Source organism: Streptomyces sp. SLBN-31 (genome assembly GCF_006715395.1).
Taxonomy (GTDB): Bacteria; Actinomycetota; Actinomycetes; order Streptomycetales; family Streptomycetaceae; genus Streptomyces.
The window spans coordinates 2,820,837-2,842,307 of sequence record NZ_VFNC01000002.1; the positions used below are offsets into that span (position 1 = coordinate 2,820,837).

Here is a 21,471-nt window from a genome sequence, read left to right on the forward strand (position 1 = left end):
CCCGTGGTCAGACCCCTGGCGCAAATCCTAGTGGCTGGCCATGCCATGAAAAGAGACGGTGAAGGACGGGAGTACGGGACATTCCCCCCTTATCACCCGACTCCGGTGACTTGTGGTGTGCGGACCATCAATATCCTGGAGTCTCGCTCACCCTCTCAGGCGAGAATGCGCAAACTCCACACACTCGATGTCGGCATCGCGATCGACGCCGTCCAGTCCGGCGCCATCGCGTCTGGCGACCGGACCGAGACGCCACGGCGTCCAAAATCGAACCGCGTCAACTGGCCCATGTACTAACGTTGTTACCCGCTGCGCACCTTCCCGGAGGGTACGACGGCGGTGTTTCAGGTGCCGGTCCTCGGCGATGAGCGACGAGTGGTCTCCATCGCGTGTCTCACGCGGTGTGACTGCGGATGCCCGGTAGGGCGATCCCTGCCATTCCCAGCTCACGCTCAGGAGTGGAAACCGATGAACCCCGTTGAGTACAAGCCTGCACGTCGTGACCGGATTCGTCAGATTCTGGTCGACGTCGCGGTAGGAGTCATCACCAATCTGCTGGTGACGGCGCTGACCGTGGTAGCGCGCCTGGTCTTCTGACCGGCAGGTGGCGGGCCCGGGAGCCCGCCACTCCACCTACCGGTCCACCGTTTCAGAAAAGGCGCATCTCCCCGGGCGGGGTGTCCTTCTTCTGACGCTTCCTGCGGCGGCGCCGTCCTCGGGCGGGACGGGGCAGATGTGGCTGTCGCGCCTGCTCCGGCAGGTTCTCCCAGGTGGGGCGCAGACCGTGGATCTGGACGTCGCCGACAAGCCCCTTCAGATACTCCCGGGTCTCCTCGTCCGTGGAATAGAGCACGGTCGCCCGGCTCGCCCGGGTCATCAGCACGTGGTACGCGTGCCGGACGAGGCGGGCGAACTCCTCATCGTCCACGCTCTTCGGCTTCACCTTGGGATCGAACGACCCGGGAACGGCGACCCGCTTGACGCCCGCCTCCTTGTCCGCCCTCTCCTTGCCCCGCCGGAACACCCAGTGGTCACCCCGGCGCACCATGTCCTCGCCCATGATCACGCCGCACCAGTCCCACTCCAGGCCCTGCGCGGTGTACACACAGCCGATCTGGCCGAGGCCGTTCTCGTGCACGGACCAGATCTTGGACGGTGGGACGGTCTTGTTCTCGCAGAAAGACTCGCTGTCCGCGTTCCACGGCCGGTGCCAGTCACCGATCCGGACATCGGGCTCGAGCCGCTTCTCCTTGCCCAGCGGCTTCGTCCAGGGCCAGCAGTATCCGGCGACCATACGCGCGGACGCACCCGCCCCGGCCTCGGAACGGATGATCCGCTCGAGTTCCTCGGGGCAGTCCACGACCTCGACGTGCATCAGTCCGTCCGGGGTCCACAGCTCCGGCTCCGCGTCGGACACCCCCAGCGCTCCGCGCACCCAGCGAATGTAGGCATCGCTGCCACCGCACCGGAACTGCTCCCGCAGGCAGCTACGGACCAGAACGGCGTTGTAGCGCTGTGCCGCATCCTCCACGAGAGCGGCGGTGCCGACCTCCTGCGGGCGTACGGACTGACCCTCGTCGAGGAAGAACACCGTCAACCGGGAGGCCTCGAGGAGCTCGTCCACCTGAGGCTTGGTGCCCCAGTCCTCGGGTTTCCAGAAGCGGTTGGTGGAGCGGTCGCGCAGGCGGTGGGCCTCGTCGCAGATCAGCACGTCCAGCGGCGGGTCGGGCGGGGCGACGAAGTTGCTGAAGTAGGTGAAGGTCTCCTTGAACTCCCGGTCGCCGAAACCGACATGCTCCTGCAGGGCGCCGTTGAAGGCCCTGCTGCCGCTCGCATACTTGACCGTGCGGCCTTCCGCCTCCAGTTCGGCCTTGAGCTGGAGGCCGATGGCGCTCTTGCCGGTGCCGGCACCGCCCGTGACGAGGAAGACCACCCGTCGCTCGTCGGGGAGGAGCGCGGGCTGCCGGGGATCGGGAAGCACCTTCGCGGCCGTCTCGAGGATCTGGTTCGCAACCTCCTTCTGACGGCCGCGCAGGGTGAAGACCGTGTCCTCGCCGCTGGAGCGGATCATGGCGTCGAGCAGCGGGGTGTTGCGCAGGCCCATGCTCCGTAAAAGGGTCTCGGCCGCCGAGTCGGCGCCGTCGGCGGCGAAGCTGCTCCGCAGGTCCGACAGCAGTTGGGGGCGGCGATCACCCGTGTAGACACGGGCGTAGGAACCGGTCGGCGCGTCCACTCCGACCAGCGGGAGCACCGCGGCGTCGGTGGCGTTGTGCAGATAGGCGAAGCCGCCGCACTCGTAGTTCAGCCCGTGCAGCGGTCCCCTGTCACTCGTGAACGCCTCGTAGTACTCGCGCAGTTGCAGCGCGGGATGCTTCTTCGCGCCCATACCGGGGACATGCACCAGCTCGGCGGTGGCTCGCTCCACCCGGGTCACGGTCGACCAGCGCTTCAGCTCGACGAGTTGGACGGACAGCCCGTTCTCCTCGGGATGATGGCCCACGAGGACGACGTCGATGAGGCGCGGGTCCCCCGGGCGGTCGATCTCGTCGAGCGTGGCCGCGCACTCGACGACCATCTCGACGTTCCCCCGGTCGGCGGCGACCAGATCCTCGGCGAGATGCACCAGGCTCTCTGCCCAAGCGGAACGTTCGGTCAACGAGGCGTCGGTGCTGAGGAAGTGCTTCCACCTCGCGGCGAGGTGGGGCACCATACGGCGTCTCGAGTTCAGGTTCAGCAGATCCCGCGCTGCCAGTTTCAGCAGGAGCATGGACACGAGGTGGATCCCCCAGGGCACGAGTGACTCGTGCGGATGGGGGCATGTCCACATGGGGAAGCCCGTCGGGCCGCAATGACGCCTGGGATCTTAAGGAAGTAATCGCCCTTCCCGGCGCACACGACACATCGGTCGGCTGGAAGCACCGCCATCATGGCCGGATATCACGCGCTCACCGCCGCAGAAGGGACTCCTGGACCGCGACAGGCCGTGACCCCGGTCGGCCGGACACCAGCTCCCGCAGCTTCTCCCGGGTCTCCGGATCGGTCGAGTACACGATCGTGCCGACCATCCCCCGCGTCAGCAGCACCTTGTACGTGTTCCGGATGAGACGGTCCACATCGGTGTCCGATGTGGACTTCTTGAAGACCGGGTCCTTGGAGGCGGTGCGGTCGGTGACCCAGCGGTCACCCCTCCAGACCAGGTCCGGGCCGATGATGACGCCGGACCAGTCGTACTCGAACCCCTGGGCGGTGTAGACGCAGCCGATCTGCCCGAAGCCCGCAGGGTCGGTGGCCCACAGCGCGGACGGGGGCGCGCCGGAGACCGACCGGTCCCCGCGCAGGTTCCAGGGCCGGGCCCAGCCCCCGATGACGACGTCGAGAGGCAGCGGATCGCCTGGCTTGGGCTCGGGGGACCACCGCCAGCAGTAGCCCGCGGACATCCGGGCGCCGTATTTCTCAGCGCGGCGGGCGTCGAGGAACGCCTCCAGTTCTTCAGGACTTTCCGCGACCAGCAACTGCATGCGGTCGTCGGGCTCCCACACGACCGGCCCGCCGGGCTCGAGGCCCAGGAGCCGGACCACCCAGCGCAGATAGGCGTCGCTGCCTCCGCAGCGGAACTGGCTTTCCAGGGGCACGACATGGCAGTCGATACGCCTTCTGGCCGCGGCCTCACGGATCTCCTCCACGGTGCCCATCTCACCGGGACGCACCACTTGGTGCTCGTCGAGGAAGAAGACCGGTACGTGGGCCACGTCGATGAGTTCGTCGATCTGTGCCCTCCCGGTCCGCAGTGCCGCGCGGGTGTAGCGGTTGGCGGACGTCTCCCGGATGCGGTGCGCCTCGTCACAGATCAGAGCGCCCAGGCTGTTCTTCTCCGTGGTCATGAAGCTGTTGAAGTACTTGAAGAGATCCTGGACCTCCCGTTTCCGGGAGCCGGCCACCTTGCGCATCGTCTTGGTGAACGACTGCGAACCGGTCGCGTGGACCGCGGCCACACCCCGCCGGTAGAGCTCGCCGAGCAGTTGGAGCGCGATCACGCTCTTCCCCGTACCGGGGCCGCCGGTGACGATGACGACTTCCTTGTGGTCGGCGCGCTTCGCCCGCTCCACCGCGTTGAGCACCATGCGGTAGGCGACCTGCTGCTCGTCGAGGAGGACGAACTGCTGACGCTCCCGCACTTCCTGAGCCGCCACGGACATCAACTGCTTCGACGGCACGGTGGCGCCCGCGAGCAGTTCGTCCGCCGCACGGGCACCGGGGTGCTTGTCGCTCAGCTTCGAACGGAGGTGGTCCAGGAACGCACCGCGACGCTCCCCCGTGAAGAGCAGTCCCTGCCCGTCGCGCTCGATCTCCCGCAGCCCCGTCACCCCGAACTCGGTGGCGTTGTGCAGGAAGGCCACTCCGTGGATCCGCTCGCCGTGCTCGGCCACCGCGCCGTTGAAGTTGACCAGGTAGTCACAGTACCGCCGCACCTGTTCGATCGGGTTGAGCACGGGGTGCGCGTAGGCGTCGACATGGCACAGGGTGGGGTCGTCCTCGTGCGGAGTCGCCTGACTCCACTGCTTCAGTTCCACCACGACGTAGGACGGCTCCCCCGTGACCGGGTGCACTCCGGCGAGGACGACGTCGGCGCGCTTGCTGTTCAGCGGGAGTGAGTACTCCAGCATGACCTCCACGTCGCCGAGGCCTGCGTCGTTGAGCACGGCGGCCAGGACCGGGATGCTGCGTTCCCAGGACCGCGCCTCCGAGACGCCGGGCCGGTAGCCGTGCATGTGGACGAACTTGTCGGTGAGATGCAGGAACAGCGAACCGTCGAGTGCCATGACGGCGACCGTTTTCGCGGACGCGCGGAACAGCAAGGACTTCCCCCAGGCAGCACGAAAAGACTCGTGCGGGTGGGGGCATGTCCTTCGAGACTCCACCAAGGTGGAGCGGAAGCCCGGCGGGCCGCGTTGACGATGTGTCCGAGGGTACCTGGCGGTACTGAGTGTCGAACCAGTGCTCGTGATTTCGACGGCGGACGCCGTGCAGGGACACTTCTGCCGACGTCCAACCGGTCCGCGGATGCTCAGTGGTCGACAGGCATTACTCCGCCTTCCGCCTCGACCAGGTCACCGACGGCGATCAAGGCGTCGATGTCACCTGTCAGCGAGTCCCGGATGTCGGCCCCCAGCCGTGCCCACCCGAAAAAGCGGGCCACCTCCCGCAGCAACTCTTCGCGCTGAACGCCCGGTCCTTCCTCGACCACGTTCCTGAGCACGAGCTGCCGCTCTGTTGCAGGCACTTCCGTCACCCGTCGGGCGCACCGTTCCGTTGGCATGCGAGCAAACTCCGTCGGACGGCCGGGCCTGTCATAGGCCGTCCCCACGTGAACGATCTTGCCCTGATTGAGTAGACGACGAAGGGCGCGGTCGATGCGGTCGCGGACCACCTGGCCGGCTCGTCCGAGGCCCCATGCAAGACGGACCCGGGTATAGATGACTTCCTTCTCCACCGGTCCTTCGACCTCGACGACACACAGCGCCACATCTGCCACCACATCGATGGCCCCAGGGTCCTGCAGCTCCAGGTTCCAAAGGCCACGCTCGCGACTCGCCCGCTCCCGTGCCGCCGCGAGCATGTCGAGATCGACATCTTGGTAAGGACGGCTCCAGGGCACAGGTCCGTCGTCGACCGTCACAAACTCCACGCGTGGAGTGACAGGACCACCACCGACGCCTACCGGGACTTCGGCCGTCGTGCCCACGAAGTCGTCCGCGGTTTCCGCCGTATCGCCTCCGTCATGGCTTCCGCCACCCCCGGCGACCGGCGGCGTGACCTTCACCGCATGCGGATCCTCCGCGCACGCTGCTTCCACCGCGGCCCGCAACCGTGCCATCGCGTCCCGGCGGTTGCGGTACCAGTCCGTGCCCCAGATCCGGTGAAGCTTCCACCCGAGGTCTCGCAGGACCGCCTCGCGAAGCCGGTCCCTGTCGCGGGCCGCCCGTGAGGAGTGGTACATGGCGCCGTCGCATTCGATCCCCAGTGCGTATGTGCCAGGCGCGCCCGGGTGCCGTACGGCCATGTCGATGCGGAAACCTGCGACTCCCACCTGCGGCTGGATCTCATACCCCCACCCGCGCAGTACGTCGATGACCTCCTCTTCGAAGGGGCTCTCGGGAGCCGCGTCCGGATCTGCGGCCTCGGTCTGAAGGGTCGCAGGACCGTACTGTGCGTACTGCAGGTACCGCTTGAGGTGCTGCACGCTCTTGTTGGGGCTGTCCGGCAGGTCGCCACCGTAGAAGGAGGCGACGACCTCCATTCGGCGTCGGGCACGGGTCACGGCGACGTTCAGGCGTCGCCAGCCGCCCTCCCGGTTGATGGGGCCGAACGTCGACAGCAGCTTGCCCCGGTGGTCGGGACCGTAGCCGATGGACAGGATGATGACGTCGCGCTCATCTCCCTGCACCGTTTCGAGGTTTTTGATGAAGAACCCATCGAGTCGGCCTTCCTTGAAGTGGTGGTCGAGGTCCGGACGCGCCGCTCTGGCCTTCTGCACCGCTTCTTCAATGGCGTCCGCCTGGGCCTTCGACAGCGCAACCACGCCGAGGGTGTGCGTGGGGCGGGTGTCGAAGTGGTGGATGACGCGCTGGGCCACCTTGGCGGCCTCGATCGGGTTGTCGCTGCGTCCGCCTCGGTCGTAGACGCCCTCCACTTTGACGAATTCGATGCCGATGTCCGGCCCCTGCTCCAACGCACCCGGGAAGGTGACCATTCGGTTGTCGTAGAAGTCGTGGTTGCTGAAGGCGATCAGATTCTCGTGCCGGCTGCGGTAGTGCCATCGCAGCGGCAGTCCATGGAGCACACCGCTGGCCTTGCACACGTCGAGGATGGACTCGAAGCTGTCGGTGGCATCGTCGTCCCACTCGTCGCCGTCGTCACCGTCGCCACCCGCGCTGAAGAACGAGGTCGGTGGCAGCTGCTTCTGGTCGCCCGCCACGATGAGCGCCTTCCCGCGGTAGACCGAGTTCACCGCGTCCTGGGGCAACACCTGAGAGGCCTCGTCGAAGATGACGACGTCGAACTGGAAGTTCGGAGGCAGGAACTGGCTGACGGTCAGCGGACTCATCATGAAACACGGCTTGATCGTCCGTACGACCTCGCCTGTCTCTTTCAACAGCTGTCGTACGGGCATGTGGCGACGCTGTTTCTCCGCCTCCCGGCGGATCACCGCGGCCTGTCCCACCGATGTGCGGCGTGGACGACGGGCATTGCAGGCCGCGATGACCTCGGCGTGAGCCGCCGCGATCATGTCTTGATCCGCGTTCTGGAACCGCTCCACCAGTTGGTCGCGTTCCGCAGCCCTCATCGGCTGCAGCCTCTGGTCCGTGGCGAGTTGGTGCTCCACCCAAGAGGTGAGCACCGCACGCTCGATCGCAGCGGGGAAGTCCTCAGCCGAGACGTCCCGGCGTGCCAACTGGTGGGGTAGTCCGTCCAAGTGGTGGCGGCGCAGCCGGGTCAGCGCGTCGGCGCAGCTGGTCCACGCCTCCGGGCCGGAAGGGTCGCGGTCCAGGCGGGACAGGACGGACTCAGCCGCGGGGAGGGACTCGGCGAGTTCGCGTCGCAGCTCCTCCGCCCGTTCAGACCCGAAACACCCGACAAGTGCCTCGCGCTGGCGGCTCCAGTCGTCGGCGCGCGCCGCGATAGAGGAATCGGCGGGCGCAGCGAGCATCAATCGGGCCGCTGCTTGGGGCAGGGACGCCGAGTGACCGCCATGTGCGGTACGGCGGACCTTCTGCGCCCAGTCCAGCGCGTCCAGAACCTCATCACGGTCTGTCTGCACACCGCGGTACAGGGAACCGAGAAGGCTGTGGTACACGGCTGCGTTGTCCACGAATGCAGCCTCAGCGGCACGGGCAGCGACGACGGCGGCCACCGCATCCCTGGCCTCTGAAAGGGTCAGGCCCCCGTCTCTCTCCGTAACGCGGGCGGTGGATCGGATGAGGTCGGCCGCCTCTTCGAAGGGTTCCACGTGCGCTCGGAGCCAACTCGCCGCCCGGTGCAGAGGGCGGGCGGCAAGGGCCGTGCCAACCGCCGCGACGTGTTGCTGCCTCGTGAACTCGTCCCAGATTTCCAGGTCACGCCGAATCTGCTTCGCCTGTGCAAGGACTTCAGGCGATTGGGGGCGGCCATCTGCCAGCACCGCGACGAGGTCGCTGCGGCGCGCGGGGTCGCTGATCGTGTCCGACGCGAGACAGGCGACCAGCCGAGCGGAGCCCCAGGCTGCACACAGGGCTTCGGTGATGAGGTGCCCGTCCGGGGCATAGCGACCCAGGAATTCGCGCTGTTCCTCCGTCGCATACGGTCCCGGTTGCTGCTGTGTCAGGCGCAGACCGCGGCGAAGGAAGTCGCTCACGGATTCGTGATCTGTCACGCCATGGAGTGTGTCTTCACGCAGATCATCGGCTTGTGTGTCGAGTCCTCGGTACCAGGGTCCCAGGAGGCGGCGGTCAGTCGTGGACCGAGCGGCGAATGCAGCTGTCTCCGTCTGAGCCGCGTGCGCCGCAGCAACCGCACGGCGTGCGGAGGCGAGAGTGTGCTCGATTCCGGGGCTGCTTTCTCGACGCCCGACAGCGGCCACCGTGTCCAGGAGCGTAACGGCCTGTCGCAAGGGAGCCAGGTGAGCTCTGAGCCAGCGGGCAGCATCGTCGAGCGGACGCTTGATGAGGTCGGCCGCATGAGGTGCAAGCGAGGGAGTGGACAAGTCCGATCGCCATTTGGCAAGTCCGTCCCGCAGCGACGCACCCAAGTCGACAAGGGCGGGTTGCGGATTTCGGCCGTCTGTCAGATGTACGGCCAGCAGACTCCGGCGGTAGGGGTCGGCGACGGTTTCCGGCGCGAGTGCGTGCACTGCTTCGGCGTGCTCGAGAGCCTTGCGCAGGACAGGAACATCGGGCAAGTCGACGCCCCTGTAGCGACCGATGACCTCGGCATGAGTGGCCGCCAGCGATTGCAGCTTCCGGTGCGCGGTGTACCAGGCGTCGAGGAGCGGCAGCTTGTCGTAGAGCTCTCCGCGCCACGAGCCACCGTGCGTCACTCCGGCCACGAGCTTCCGGTCGGCACGGATGCCGCTGGACAACATGCCGGCGAGTCCTTGCCGGCCCGCCGCGAGTCGCTGGACGGCTTCGGGCAGTTCGGGCGTGGAGACGGCCTCGGGCACAAAGGTGTCACAGGCCGCTTTTTCGGCGACTCTCAGTTCCTCGGCGGCAGCGGAGATCTCCGCGACGGCAGCCTGGACACCGAGCAGCGCGCGGGGATCGAGCCAAGCTTCGAGGGCACGGTCCGAGGCTGTGGTCAGGTCCACGAGCATGGCCAAGTCCTCGGCGTCAGACGTCGCTTTCGGCCTGCCGCATCCGAGGCGCTCGGCAACCGAGTTGGCGTCCCCGGCGGCTGTCTCAAGAACGTCGGCGAGGGCGTCGAACCGCCTGGCCAGGTCCGCGGCCTCGCGACTGGTCAAAGAGGCGATATCCATTCCCGGCGGTTCCAGTGAGGCGAGGGCCTGTTCGTTGACCGGCCGCTCCGTGCTCACTTCTGACCCCAGTTCGGCCCACCCCGGGCCGGCGTGTGCCGTGGCGAGGGCCTGAGCGGCTATCACGTGCTCCCGCCGAGAGAAGAAGTCGCTCAATGCATCGGCAGCGATCCCGACCGCGGCCGCCTCCACGAGCGCGGGGCCCTCAGGGACCAACCACTGCTCGAGGGGACGGTGTTCCGTGCCGGCGACAGCGATCACGTCACACAGATGACGTGCTTCTTCAAGGCCGTCGGGATTTGTGAGCCCGGTGATGTGACTGACCTGGGTGAGGCTTCGCAGGGTCCGCTCCAGCACATCAGCAGTTGCGTCGAACTCGCCGGCGAGTTCTCGCGCTCGCCCCTCGGTCAGTCCGGCGAAGTCGAGGCCGCGCGGTGCCATCCGGGAGAGCATCTTCTCGGCTTCACCGACCTCGGCCTTCAGCCTGGTCGACAGCTCCTGCCAACGCTCCCCAACGGTCGCGAGGACGGTGGCGCTCGTACGCTGAACCGTGCGCAGTTCCTTGAGGAAGGCGTCGACCCGGTCGTCCACCTCGTCGGCGAAGGCGTCGGTGGTCAGCCAGGCTTCTGGCACGGGACTTCGCACGTCGAGCAGCCGCAGGAGCGCAATCAGGCGGTCGACGCCGCTCTGGCCGGCCGCTGGCAGACCCTCGGGGGTGAGATCCCGATACCGGTCGACGGCTGCCGCGAGCGAATCCCGCGCCGCCATCGCCTGCTCCAGTACAGGACGTGGGTGCGGCAGGTCGCCCCGCAGATCACGCCAGGGGAACGACGGGTCGGCGACCGCCTCCCAAGCGTTGGAGATGGCTTTCGTCGCCTCGATGATCAGGCGTAGGTCTTCCCCGTCCAGCGTCTCGGCGCGAAACGTCGCCTCTCCAACCGTAGTGGTGGCGTCACCGTGGCTCAGGTACGCCACCGGGGCCTCGGAGAGCTGGCCGACCCGACCGAGCACGTCGTGCAGGGTTAGTCCCAGCGGGTCGCGGACCTCGTTCATTGCTTCGGCGTAGGCGCTGAGGGCCAGGCGGAGCTCCTTGGCCTGCGCAAGCGTCTGCTGCGACAGTTGGGGTGCGAGCAGCTTTTCCCCGAGCGCCCGGCCCAGCTCCTGGGCCACCGCTTTTCGGCTGGTGTTGTGGCTGTGGAGGGCCAGGGCGAATGAGTCGAGTCCCACCGATCTCAGCCGGTCGAGGACGACGTCGAGGGCCGCGGCCTTCTCACTGACGAACAGCACGCTGCGGCCCGCGTGCATGAGCCCGGCGATCATGTTGGTGATCGTCTGGCTTTTGCCTGTTCCTGGCGGGCCGTCCAGGACGAACGACTGCCCGACCACGGCCGCGGCGACAGCCTGCCGCTGCGAGGCGTCGGCGTCGAGCACCAACGGGCTGTCCTCGGGCGGGCTCAGATCATCGATCCGGTCGAGCTCGATCTCCTCGAAGTCGAAACGGTCAGAGGCGAGTCCGGAACTTGGGCCGAGCGCGATCGCGCGGACGAGATCACTGTTGAGGACCCGGCCCTCGTTCTCCAGCAGGTCCTGGTACATCGACTCCTTGTGGGAAGCGAAGAGCGCGAGAACCACACGGTCGGAGACCTGCCATCCGGACTTGTCCGCCACCACGCGAGCAGCGGCGGACAGGACCGCCTGCGGGTCCGACGGGTCCTGTTCGGCGACCGGTGTCCAGTCGATGTGGAACTGCTGCAGCTTCACTCTCAGGGCCGGATTCAGGCGGGGTTCTTCGTCGTCACTCGCCCTGAGGCGCACCCGGCCGCTGCGCGTGCGCTCGATGACCGCCGGCATCAGAACCAGAGGGGCATCGCTGCCTGCCTCGGCTCCGTCCTCACGCCAGCGGAGCATGCCGACGCCGAGGTTGAGGGTCCACAGGCCGTAGTCATTGAAAATCTGCGTCGCTTTACCGCGCAGGCTGTTCAACGCGCGCTGGAGAGACGGCGCGGTGGTCTTCTGAGTGACGATGCCGTCGGCGCGGTCCCCCTTCTTTGCCAGGACAACGTCTCGGGGGCGCACTCCCTCGCCGGCTTCCGATTGGTCGTCCGGGAGAGGCGCGAAGTCCCAGCCACGGGACAAGCTTTGGACAAGCTGCTGCGCAGACGGGGTCGAGATCTCCAGTGTCGCCGACTTGGTGTGGCGGAAATTGAGCAGCCGGTTACGGCCGCTCAGATCCACGAGTGAGGTGCGCCAGCTCTCAAGCATCCCCTTGAGGCGGTCGACTTCCTGACTGCCTTCGTGGCCACCCGCGTTCGTCACGTTGAGCCCCTGATGTTGTCGTCTCTGGGCCAACGAGCACCGACGTCGTGCAGCAGTCCCCACCGCCGCCAACGCAAAGCGCGGCCACAGACGTCCATGCTGTCCTGGTGGCCGCACAAGTCCCGCTGATCCCCCCTGAATCCGGAATTCTACGGTCAGCACACCAATGCGTGAAGTGTTAACTACAAACAGCTTCCACGGCGCTCACGAACCCGACTGCGCCCGTTCGCTTCTCCGGAGAAGCGAAGGGGCCGGCACCGACTCCGCAACGGGTCCGCTGCCTCGACATCTGGACGCGCTTCCCGGGCGCAGGCCATCACCGATGGGGCCTTACCGCCTTGCCATAACGATGGACATATCGGTACCTTTGTTCCGATTTACTCAGGATTAACTCTGTACTGTCCAGCCTCCAGTGCGCAGAACTCGTTGTGCGAAAGCTCTGGTCGAAGCAGACTCCCAGCAGCGCTGGAACCGGCCGGGGGCAGGGAGTTGCTGCCCTTGGTGCAGACCGTATTGGAAGCGGCAGACGAGTCGGGCTGTACGCCGGGTTCTGTTCCGGGAGGTCCTCGCGGACCGCCCGGCGACGGCCATCCATCTAGGGCCGGCGTTGCCGCCGGCCTCGTGCGGTCTACCCGGGGGCTCGGGCGGGCAGCCCTCGAACGTCCCCGCAGGAGCACCGGGGTGCTCCCTCTTGACCTTGCTCCGGGTGGGGTTTACCTAGCTGCCCAGGTCACCCTGGGCACTGGTGGTCTCTTACACCACCGTTTCACCCTTACCGAGGGCCGAAGCCCCCGGCGGTTTGCTTTCTGTGGCACTGTCCCGCGAGTCGCCTCGGGTGGCCGTTAGCCACCACCCTGCCCTGTGGAGCCCGGACGTTCCTCGGGAAGCCCCTCAAGGGGACTCCACGCGGCCGTCCGCCCGGCTCGTCTGCCGTGTCGACCATGTTACCGGGCGGGTCGGACGTGCCCGACCAGTCGTCGTGGCGAGGACCGAGCCGGCCAGGATCAGCGCGAACGCCGCCCCGATGCCCCAGGTCAGGTCCTCGCCCAGGAACAGCGCTCCCGCCGCGACCGCCACCGCCGGGTTGACGTAGGTGAAGACCGTCGCCCGCGTCGGGCCCACCTCCTTGATCAGCTCCAGGAACGCCACGAAGGCCAGCGCCGTGCAGATCACGCCCAGGCCCGCGAGGGCCGCCAGCACCGTCGCCGACGGCATCTCGGGCGGTCGGGTCGCCACGGCCGGCCCCGCGTACACCAGTGCCGCCAGCGCCAGGCAGGGGGCTATGAGCTGGAAGGTGGAGACGTTCTTCAGCCAGCGGGCCGCGATCAGCGGGGCCGTCGCATAGCCCACCACCGTCAGCAGCACCTCCGCCAGCGAACGCGCGTCGCCGCCCGTCAGGTGCGGGACCGTGAGGACCGCGACGCCCGCCAGGCCCAGCGCCAGGCCCGTCGTCCGCCGTACCCCCAAGCGCTCCGTGTCGCCGAAGAGGCGGGCCAGCGCCACTCCGACGATCGGGACGCCCGCGATCAGCAGACCCGCCGTCGAGCTGGACAGGTGGCGTTCGGCGTCCGTCAGCGTGAACCACGGGCCGATGATCTCTATGCACGCGAAGGCCAGCATCGGCAGCCAGTTGGCGCGGACCGTCTTCACCAGGCCGCCCTGTCGTAGCGCGAAGGGGACCAGGAGCGCCGCGCCGAGCGCGCAGCGCGTGAAGACGACCACGGACGGGGACAGCGGGGCGTCCACCGCCACCTTGATCATCAGGTAGGGGATGCCCCAGACGACTCCCATCAGGGAGAACAGGAACCAGCCGCGTGCAGTCATACGGCGATTTTCGGCCCTGCCCCTAACGGTCGTCTTGAACGCTGTTGCGGTACGCCGCCGGGGTCACCCCCAGCACCCGCCGGAACCAGCGGGTCAAATGCGCCTGGTCCGAGAAGCCGACCAGCGCGGCCACCTCGGCCGGGCGAAGGCCCGACTCCAGCAGCCCTCGTGCCCGGGCCACCCGGTGCTGGGCCAGCCAGGCGTACGGCGGCACGCCCATCGTCGTACGGAAGGCGCGCAGGAGCTGGTAGCGGGACAGGTCGAGGTCGGCGGCGAGGGCGGCCAGGGACGGAGGGTCCAGCAGTTCGTCCGCCAGGCGGTCTCGTACGACCGTGGCGATGCCGGCCGCGCCGGGGATGGTGTCCGTAGCCGGGCGGGCCGTGGAGTGGCGGCGGGCCAGGGCCGTCAGGAGCCACGGGAGGCGGGACTCGGCCTCCAGCGGGTCGGGGTTCGCGCCCAGATCGGTGTGCGTGCGGAGGATGGCCGCGGCCAGATCGGGGTCGTCTATCAGTGGCTCGCTGAAGTGCGGGAAGCCGCCCAGCGTGCCTTCCGTGAGGAGCGAGGGCTCCGCGTACAGGGCTCGGTAGGAGTAGCCGTCGGTGGTGTTGCCCGGGCCGCCCGTGTGCATCTCCCCGGGTGAGAGGACGACTATGGAGCCCGGTCCCGGGCGGATGCGACCGCCCCGGTAGTCGATGATCTCGGAGCCGCCCACGCAGACGCCGATCGTGAACTCGTCGTGCGCGTGCGGGGCGTAGACGTGTCGGCGGAAGCGGGCCGTGAGCATGTCCAGCTGCGGGCCGCAGCGGCCCAGCCGCGCCCTGGTCCACAGTGCCTGTTCCATGCGTCGCCCCCTGTCCGCCGTCCACAGGGTGCAACGCCGGGAGACTCAGAGAAAGTCCGTGGTCTCCAGTTCGAACTTGAACGGCTCCGGAAGGGTCAGCGCTTTACCGAAGGGACGCGTGCAGTGCTCGCGGTAGTCGTCCTTTTCGGGGCCGCTGAAGAGCGTGGCCTGGGATGTGTCCCGGTCGACCAAGAGATAGAGAGGAATGCCGCCACGGGCGTAGCAGCGGCGCTTGGTCTCACGGTCGGCCGTGGGCTTGGTGGAAGTCACCTCCAACACCATGGCAACGCCGTCGCAGGGCATCCAGGATCCGGTGCCCCCAAAGAGGTCGAGCTGAATGGGCGCGAAAGTAACGTCCGGGACTACGTGGTTCTTCGGGCAGGCTTCCCCGCTCTTCAGCCTTAGCCCCTTGTTCCCGGAGAAGTCCATGTCGGTCCTGGACTGCCTGATCACCTGCCTCACGATTCGGCTGATGTACTTCTCGTGATCCCCGTCCGGCGGCGGCGTCACAACGATCTCCCCCTCGATCAACTCGGCCCGGAAACCCTCCGGGGTGTCCAGGGCGAGAAAGCCCTCCAGCAGGACTTGTTCCTGCGTGAGCGGCTCATGGGCCATGGCAGTCATGTCACGCCCCTCCTTCGGTCGCTCGCCAGACTGGGACATCGGGAGATCACCTGTCCGAGAGATCGGGAACCGTTCCCTCGATCGTGGCACACGATCTCCTCCGTCGTCAGGGACCGCCTTCCGCAAGCTCACGCCGGCGCGAAGCGCACCTTTGCTGTTCCCGGGTCGGCCTGGGTGAGGCGGACGCGGAGGTGTTCGCCCAGGGGCAGACGGTCGCCCTCGATTCGGCCGATGACCGCCGGGGATTCCAACTGGACCGTGCCCACGGTCGGTTGGCGGTCGTCCACGTCCACCACGCAGGCCTCGAACACCTCCCCCACCCGGCCCGCCAGCAGTGCCGCCTCGACGATGTCGACGCATTCCCGTTCGACGGTTCCGGCGCGGCGGGTGCCATCGGTCATTTCGTGGGGCAGCGTGTCGAGCGAGGCGATGACCCAGTCGGGTGGGGGATCGCCCTGCACCGCTGCCAGGCAGATTTCCGACGCGTACCGGTCGGCCAGGCGGCGTAGCGGGGCCGTGCAGTGGGCGTAGGGGGCGGCGACGGCGGCGTGGGTGGTGATGGGCGGGAGGGCGCCGTCGCGGAAGACGGTGTAGCCGGCGCCTCGCAGCAGGGTCGTGCATTCCTGGAGGAAGGCCGCGTGGTGCGGGTCGTGCGGGTCCAGGGAGCGGATGAGCTGGGCGTAGGAGACGTGGTGGGGCCAGTCGATGTGCAGCGCGTGTGCGGTGCGGCGCAGGCGGCCCACGGCGCCGTCGGGGGCGGCGGGGAGGGTGCGCAGGATGCCTGTGCCCGCCGCAAGCATCAGGTCGGCCGCCGCCATGCCGGTCAGGAGGGAGAGCTGCGCGTTCCAGCCGTCGGCGGGGAGCGGGGCGCGATAGGTGAGTTCGTAGGTGTGGTCCTGCTCGACGATCTCCTGTTCCGGCACGTTCAAGGAGATCCCGCCGCGCTCCACCTCCAGGCGCTCCCTCAGCTCGCCGATCTCCTTCAACAGCATCAGCGGTTCTTCGGCCGTTCCGTCGTCGATCTGCTTCTGTACGGCGGCGTAATCGAGCTTGGCGCGGCTGCGGACCAGGGCGCGGCGCACGTCGACGGCGAGGGTGCGGCCGTCCGCGTCGAGGTCGATCGTCCAGAGGGCGGCGGGACGGGTCACGTTCGGCAGCAGGCTGGCGGCGGCCTCGCTCAGCACCTCGGGGTGGAGCGGGATCTTCTCGTCCGGGAAGTAGAGGGTCGTCACCCGTCGGTGCGTCTCCGCGTCCAGGGGCCCGCCGGGTACGACGAAGGCGGCGACGTCGGCGATGGCGTACCGGACGCGGTAGCCGGTGCCGTGCCGGGACAGGTGCATCGCCTGGTCGAGGTCGGTGGAGGTGGGCGGGTCGATGGTGAAGAGGGGGATGTCCGTGGCGTCCAGGGCCGGCAGGGCTGGGGTCGTGGACACGCGTTCCGCCTCGGCCAGGGCCTCGGGCGGGTAGCGCTCGGGGATGGCGAGTTCGGCGCGCAGGGCGGTGAGGGCGGCCCGGAGGGGGGCTTCGGGGGCGCCGGTCACGCGGATGTGGCGGCGGGGCATACAGCGAGGGTAAGTAAATCCGGCGCCGTACGCTGTGCGGGAGCTCAACCGTAAGGAGATCTTCCGTGCTTGTCCTGCTGCCGCCCTCCGAAGGCAAGGCGTCCTCCGGCCGTGGCGCCCCGCTGAAGCTGGAGTCGCTGTCCCTGCCGGGGCTGACGGAGGCCCGTACGGCCGTCCTCGGGGAGCTGGTCGAGCTGTGCGCCGGGGACGAGGAGAAGGCGCGCGAGGTGCTCGGGCTGAGCGAGGGGCTGCGGGGCGAGGTCGCGAAGAACGCCGGGCTGCCGAGCGCCGGGGCGCGGCCCGCCGGGGAGATCTACACGGGGGTGCTGTACGACGCCCTGGACCTCGCCTCCCTGGACGCGGCCGCGAAGAAGCGGGCCGCCCGGTCGCTGGTCGTCTTCTCCGGGCTGTGGGGTGCCGTCCGGGTGACCGACCGGATTCCCTCCTATCGGTGCTCGATGGGGGTGAAGCTGCCCGGTCTCGGTGCGCTCGGCGCGCACTGGCGGACGCCCATGGCGACCGTGCTGCCGGAGGTCGCCGGTGACGGGCTCGTCCTCGATGTGCGATCCTCCGCCTACGCGGCCGCCTGGAAGCCGAAGGGCGAGGTCGCGGAGCGGACGGCGAGCGTGCGGGTGCTGCACGCGCCGACCCGGAAGGTGGTCAGCCACTTCAACAAGGCGACGAAGGGGCGGATCGTACGGAGCCTGCTGGCGGCCGGGGTCGCGCCGAAGGACCCGGCCGGGCTGGTCGAGGCGCTGCGGGACCTCGGGTACGTGGTGGAGGTCGAGCCGCCGAAGGGTGCCGGGAAGGCGTGGATGCTCGACGTGCTGGTGGACGAGGTGCACTGACACCATTCGCCGCGCGTTGCAGTATGCGCAATGCGCTTTGCGCAGGGTGCACAGCGCGGGCACCATGTCGGCATGGTCTCGTCGTTGCTCGATCTCGCCCCCGTCGTGCCCGTCGTCGTCATCGAGGACGCGGCGGACGCCGTACCGCTCGCGCGGGCGCTCGTCTCCGGTGGGCTGCCCGCCGTCGAGGTGACGCTGCGGACGCAGGTCGCGCCGGACGCGATACGGGCGATCGCCGCCGAGGTGCCGGACGCGGTGGTCGGGGCGGGGACCGTGATCACGCCGGAACAGGTGAGGGAGTCGGTGGCGGCCGGGGCGCGGTTTCTGGTGAGCCCGGGCTGGACGGACGTACTGCTGGAGGCGATGTGGGCGTCCGGGGTGCCGTTCCTGCCGGGGGTGTCGACCACGTCGGAGGTCGTGGCGCTGCTCGAACGCGGAGTGCGGGAGATGAAGTTCTTCCCGGCGCGGGCGGCGGGCGGTACGGCGTATCTGAGGTCGTTGGCCGGACCGCTGCCGCAGGCCCGGTTCTGTCCGACCGGCGGGATCGGGCCCGGCGACGCCCCCGACTATCTGGCGTTGCCCAACGTCGGCTGCGTGGGCGGCAGTTGGATGCTCCCCGCGGATGCGGTCGCCGCCCGCGACTGGGGGCGCATCGAGGCGCTGGCCCGCGAGGCGGCGGGGCTGCGGCGGGGAGCGTGACGCGCCCCGCGCGCGGGGGCCTCAGCGCAGGTGGGACGTGTCGTTGAAGAGCCGCACGCTCGCGTTGCCGTCCGCGTAGTACGCCACGGCCGACAGGGAAGCCGCCGAGAGTTCCATGCGGAACAGGGACTCCGGCGGGGCGCCCAGGGCGAGTTGGATGAACGTCTTGATGGGCGTCACGTGCGAGACGAGCAGGACGGTACGGCCCGCGTAGGCCTCGACCAGCTTGTCGCGTGCCGCGGCGATACGGGTCGCCGTCGCCGCGAAGCTCTCGCCGCCGCCCGAGGGTTCGACCGTGGGGTCGGCCAGCCATCTGGTCAGGTCGTCCGGATAGCGCTCGCGGACCTCGGCGAACGTCAGGCCTTCCCAGGCGCCGAAGTCCGTCTCCCTGATCTCGTCCTCGACGCTCACCTCCAGGCCGAGGTGCCGGGCGACGATGGCGGCGGTCTCACCGGTACGGGCGAGGGGGGAGGCGACGATCGCCTGCACCGTCCCTCGGCGGGCCAGCGCGGCGCCGACGCGTTCGGCCTGCTCCCGTCCGACCTCGGACAGCGCGGGGTTCGTGCCGCCGCTCCCCGAGAACCGCTTCTGCGGGGTCAGCGGGGTCTCACCGTGCCGCAGCAGTACGAAGGTCGCCGGGGTGCCCATGTCGGCGGGAGCCCAGCCGGGGGCGGCGACAGCGGTCGCGGCACGGGCGTCGGCCTCGGCCTTCGCGGCGCCGTCAGCCCTCGCCCCGTCAGCGACAGCGGCTCCGCCGCCCAAGCTCTCCACCGCTCCGCGGCGAGAAGAAGAAGCGGCGGAAGAGGTCACGGACCCCCCGGACACGGCACCACCGACCCCGCCACCGCCCCCCGCGGGCAACAGGCCCCCGTCAGCACCGCCCCCATCAGCGCCGCCCCCATCAGCGCCGCCCCCATCAGCAGCAGCGGCTCCGCCGCCCAGAGACCCCGCCGCTCCGCGGCGAGAAGACCCGGCGTCCCGGCGAGCAGAAAGTTCGGCGGACGACTCCGCCGCCGACCACTGCTCCCCCCGGCCCCCCGCATCCATCGCCTCGTTCGCCAACCGGTCCGCGTGCTTGTTCCGCTCCCGCGGTATCCACTCGTACGTGACCCGGTCCGCCGGAAACACCCGTGCCGCCTCCATGGCCAGCGGCTTCATGTCCGGGTGCTTGATCTTCCAGCGCCCCGACATCTGCTCGACGACCAGCTTGGAGTCCATGCGGACGTGCACGGTCGCGGAGGGGTCCAGGCCGTACGCCGCCCGCAACCCCGCCAGCACCCCCCGGTACTCGGCGACGTTGTTCGTGGCGACGCCGATGTACTCGGCCGCCTCGACCAGCGTCTCCCCCGTCGCCGCGTCCAGCACGACCGAGCCGTAGCCGGCGGGACCGGGGTTGCCCCGCGACCCGCCGTCGGCCTCGACGATGAACTCCCGCACCTCACAAGCCCCTTGGATGTCTACAGACCGGACTCGGCCGTGCGCACCAGGATGCGGCGGCAGTTCTCGCAGCGCACCACCGTGTCGGGGGCCGCGGCGCGGACGTCGTTGAAGTCGGTGATGGACAGCTCCTGGCGGCAGCCCTGGCAGGTGCGCTGGTAGAGCTTGGCCGCGCCGATGCCGCCCTGCTGCTCGCGCAGCTTGTCGTAGAGCTTGAGCAGGTCGGCGGGGATGGTGCCGGCGATGACCTCGCGCTCCTTGGTCACCGTGGCGACCTCGCCGTCGATCTCCTCGATGGCGGCATCCCGGCGCGCGGTGGCGTCGTCGATCTTCGACTGGACGGAGGAGACCCGTTCGGTCAGCTCGCGCACCCGCTCCTGCACGGACTCGATGCGCTCCATGACCTCCAGGACGACGTCCTCGAGGTCGCCCTGGCGCTTGGCGAGGGAGGCGATCTCGCGCTGGAGGTTCTCCAGGTCCTTGGGGGAGGTGACCGCGCCGGAGTCCAGGCGCTGCTGGTCGCGGGCGGCGCGCTGGCGCACCTGGTCCACGTCCTGCTCGGCCTTGGTCTGTTCGCGGGCGGTGTCGCTCTCCTCGGTCTGCGCGGCGACCAGGAGGTCGCGCAGCTGCGTGTGGTCCTTGGTCAGCGACTCGATCTCGGCGTGTTCGGGCAGCGACCTCCGCTTGTGCGCGAGCTGCTGCAGGCGTACGTCGAGGGCCTGGACGTCGAGGAGTCGGATCTGGTCGGCGGGCGCGGCGTTCAGTTGGGGGCTCCAGGTGAAGGGGAGTGGCTGGTCCAGGGGTCGGTGACCGTCTTGGAGACGTGGACGCGCAGGTCCCATCCGTGGCGGTCGGAGATTTCGTCGAGCTGGGTGGCGGCCAGCTCGCACCAGGGCCACTCGGTGGCCCAGTGCGCCGCGTCGAGCAGCGCGAGGGGGCTTTGGAGGACGGCCTCGGAGGCCGGGTGGTGGCGCAGGTCGGCGGTGAGGAAGGCGTCGACGCCCGCGGCGCGGACCTGGTCGAAGAGGCTGTCGCCGGAGCCGCCGCTGACGGCGACGGTGCGGATGGTGGCCTCGGGGTCGCCGGCGACGCGGATGCCCTGCGCGGTGGCGGGCAGGCGCTCGGCGGCCCGGGCGGCGAGTTCGCGCAGCGGCAGCGGGTGGTCGAGTTCGCAGATGCGGCCGAGGCCGCGGCGCCCGTGCGGATCGCTCGCGTCCGGCACGAGCGGTCGTACGACACGGAGGTCGAGGGCGCCGGCGAGGGCGTCGGAGACGCCCGGGTCGGCGGTGTCGGCGTTGGTGTGGGCGACGTGCAGCGCGATGTCGTTCTTGATGAGGGTGTGCACGACGCGGCCCTTGAAGTGGGTCGCCGCGACCGTCGTCGTACCGCGGAGGTAGAGCGGGTGGTGGGTGACGAGCAGGTCGGCGCCGAGCTTGACCGCCTCGTCGACGATCTCCTGGACCGGGTCGACGGCGAACAGGACCCGGGTGACCTCCTGGCCGGGGTCGCCCACGACGGTGCCGACCGCGTCCCAGGACTCGGCCCGCTCGGCGGGCCACAGGTCGTCCAGCGCGGCGATGACTTCAGACAGACGGGGCACGGACAGAAGGCTACCTGCCTGATCCGTGCCGCTGAACCGATGTCCGCGGCCGGTCGCGCACGGTTCCGGTGACCGGGGCGGTCGGCGGCCACCCTCAGCACACTGGGCCCCCTTCCCTCAGGCGAATCGTTCCTCTACCACCCTTATGCGTGAAGCAGGAGCCTCGTGGCCCCCCGTGTGTGCGCGTGAAAACTAGCTTCATGACCGGAGGTGAC

At 69.0% G+C, this 21,471-nt stretch carries 12 protein-coding genes, 1 other RNA gene and 1 pseudogene; 3 read left to right on the forward strand and 11 right to left on the reverse strand.

The features are described 5' to 3' along the window. Positions 1-468: 468 nt before the first annotated feature. Positions 469-597: a DUF6408 family protein gene (locus tag FBY22_RS44605; protein ID WP_222127822.1), complete on the forward strand. Its 129-nt coding sequence runs from the start codon at positions 469-471 to the stop codon at positions 595-597. Between the two features lie 52 nt (positions 598-649). Here the strand turns inward: FBY22_RS44605 and FBY22_RS32895 are convergent, their stop codons facing one another. The 8 genes and pseudogenes from FBY22_RS32895 to FBY22_RS32930 form a co-directional block, all read right to left on the reverse strand. Beyond that, complete coding sequence (locus FBY22_RS32895) at positions 650-2,767, reverse strand: DUF2075 domain-containing protein (RefSeq protein WP_260845330.1); 2,118 nt, start codon at positions 2,765-2,767, stop codon at positions 650-652. Between the two features lie 178 nt (positions 2,768-2,945). Continuing rightward, positions 2,946-4,856, reverse strand: coding sequence for a DUF2075 domain-containing protein (locus tag FBY22_RS32900; protein ID WP_142151621.1), 1,911 nt, complete (start codon positions 4,854-4,856; stop codon positions 2,946-2,948). Positions 4,857-5,065: 209 nt separating this feature from the next. Beyond that, positions 5,066-11,821 carry a DUF3320 domain-containing protein gene (locus FBY22_RS32905; protein WP_260845233.1) on the reverse strand — a complete coding sequence of 2,252 codons (6,756 nt, stop codon included), beginning with the start codon at positions 11,819-11,821 and terminating at the stop codon, positions 5,066-5,068. Between the two features lie 523 nt (positions 11,822-12,344). Further along, positions 12,345-12,747, reverse strand: an RNA gene (gene rnpB, locus FBY22_RS32910) — RNase P RNA component class A. 112 nt (positions 12,748-12,859) lie between these two features. Continuing rightward, positions 12,860-13,645, reverse strand: a pseudogene (locus tag FBY22_RS46090) (DMT family transporter); the annotation flags it as partial. A 22-nt stretch (positions 13,646-13,667) separates the two neighbouring features. Continuing rightward, the gene (locus FBY22_RS32920; RefSeq protein WP_142151622.1) at positions 13,668-14,486 is read right to left on the reverse strand and encodes an AraC family transcriptional regulator; all 819 of its coding nucleotides are present in this window, start codon (positions 14,484-14,486) and stop codon (positions 13,668-13,670) included. A gap of 45 nt (positions 14,487-14,531) precedes the next feature. Continuing rightward, on the reverse strand, positions 14,532-15,110 hold the full coding sequence (locus tag FBY22_RS32925) for a Uma2 family endonuclease (protein WP_174267318.1): 579 nt from the start codon (positions 15,108-15,110) through the stop codon (positions 14,532-14,534). 128 nt (positions 15,111-15,238) lie between these two features. Next, positions 15,239-16,672 (reverse strand): RNB domain-containing ribonuclease, encoded by a 1,434-nt coding sequence (locus tag FBY22_RS32930; protein WP_142151624.1) that lies wholly within the window; start codon positions 16,670-16,672, stop codon positions 15,239-15,241. A gap of 65 nt (positions 16,673-16,737) precedes the next feature. Here FBY22_RS32930 and yaaA point away from each other — a divergent pair, with 65 nt between their 5' ends. Next, positions 16,738-17,520 (forward strand): peroxide stress protein YaaA, encoded by a 783-nt coding sequence (gene yaaA, locus FBY22_RS32935; RefSeq protein ID WP_142151625.1) that lies wholly within the window; start codon positions 16,738-16,740, stop codon positions 17,518-17,520. Between the two features lie 72 nt (positions 17,521-17,592). Then, complete coding sequence (locus FBY22_RS32940) at positions 17,593-18,219, forward strand: bifunctional 4-hydroxy-2-oxoglutarate aldolase/2-dehydro-3-deoxy-phosphogluconate aldolase (protein ID WP_142151626.1); 627 nt, start codon at positions 17,593-17,595, stop codon at positions 18,217-18,219. 21 nt (positions 18,220-18,240) lie between these two features. On the opposite strand, the gene FBY22_RS32945 is transcribed toward FBY22_RS32940, so the two are convergent. The 3 genes from FBY22_RS32945 to FBY22_RS32955 are packed head-to-tail and all read right to left on the reverse strand — an operon-like array spanning position 18,241 to position 21,256. Beyond that, positions 18,241-19,656, reverse strand: coding sequence for a bifunctional RNase H/acid phosphatase (locus FBY22_RS32945; protein WP_142151627.1), 1,416 nt, complete (start codon positions 19,654-19,656; stop codon positions 18,241-18,243). Positions 19,657-19,676: 20 nt separating this feature from the next. Next, positions 19,677-20,420: a zinc ribbon domain-containing protein gene (locus tag FBY22_RS32950; RefSeq protein ID WP_186363033.1), complete on the reverse strand. Its 744-nt coding sequence runs from the start codon at positions 20,418-20,420 to the stop codon at positions 19,677-19,679. After that, the gene (locus FBY22_RS32955) at positions 20,417-21,256 is read right to left on the reverse strand and encodes a Nif3-like dinuclear metal center hexameric protein (RefSeq protein WP_142151629.1); all 840 of its coding nucleotides are present in this window, start codon (positions 21,254-21,256) and stop codon (positions 20,417-20,419) included. The genes FBY22_RS32950 and FBY22_RS32955 overlap by 4 nt, the downstream gene beginning before the upstream one ends. Positions 21,257-21,471: the final 215 nt, after the last annotated feature.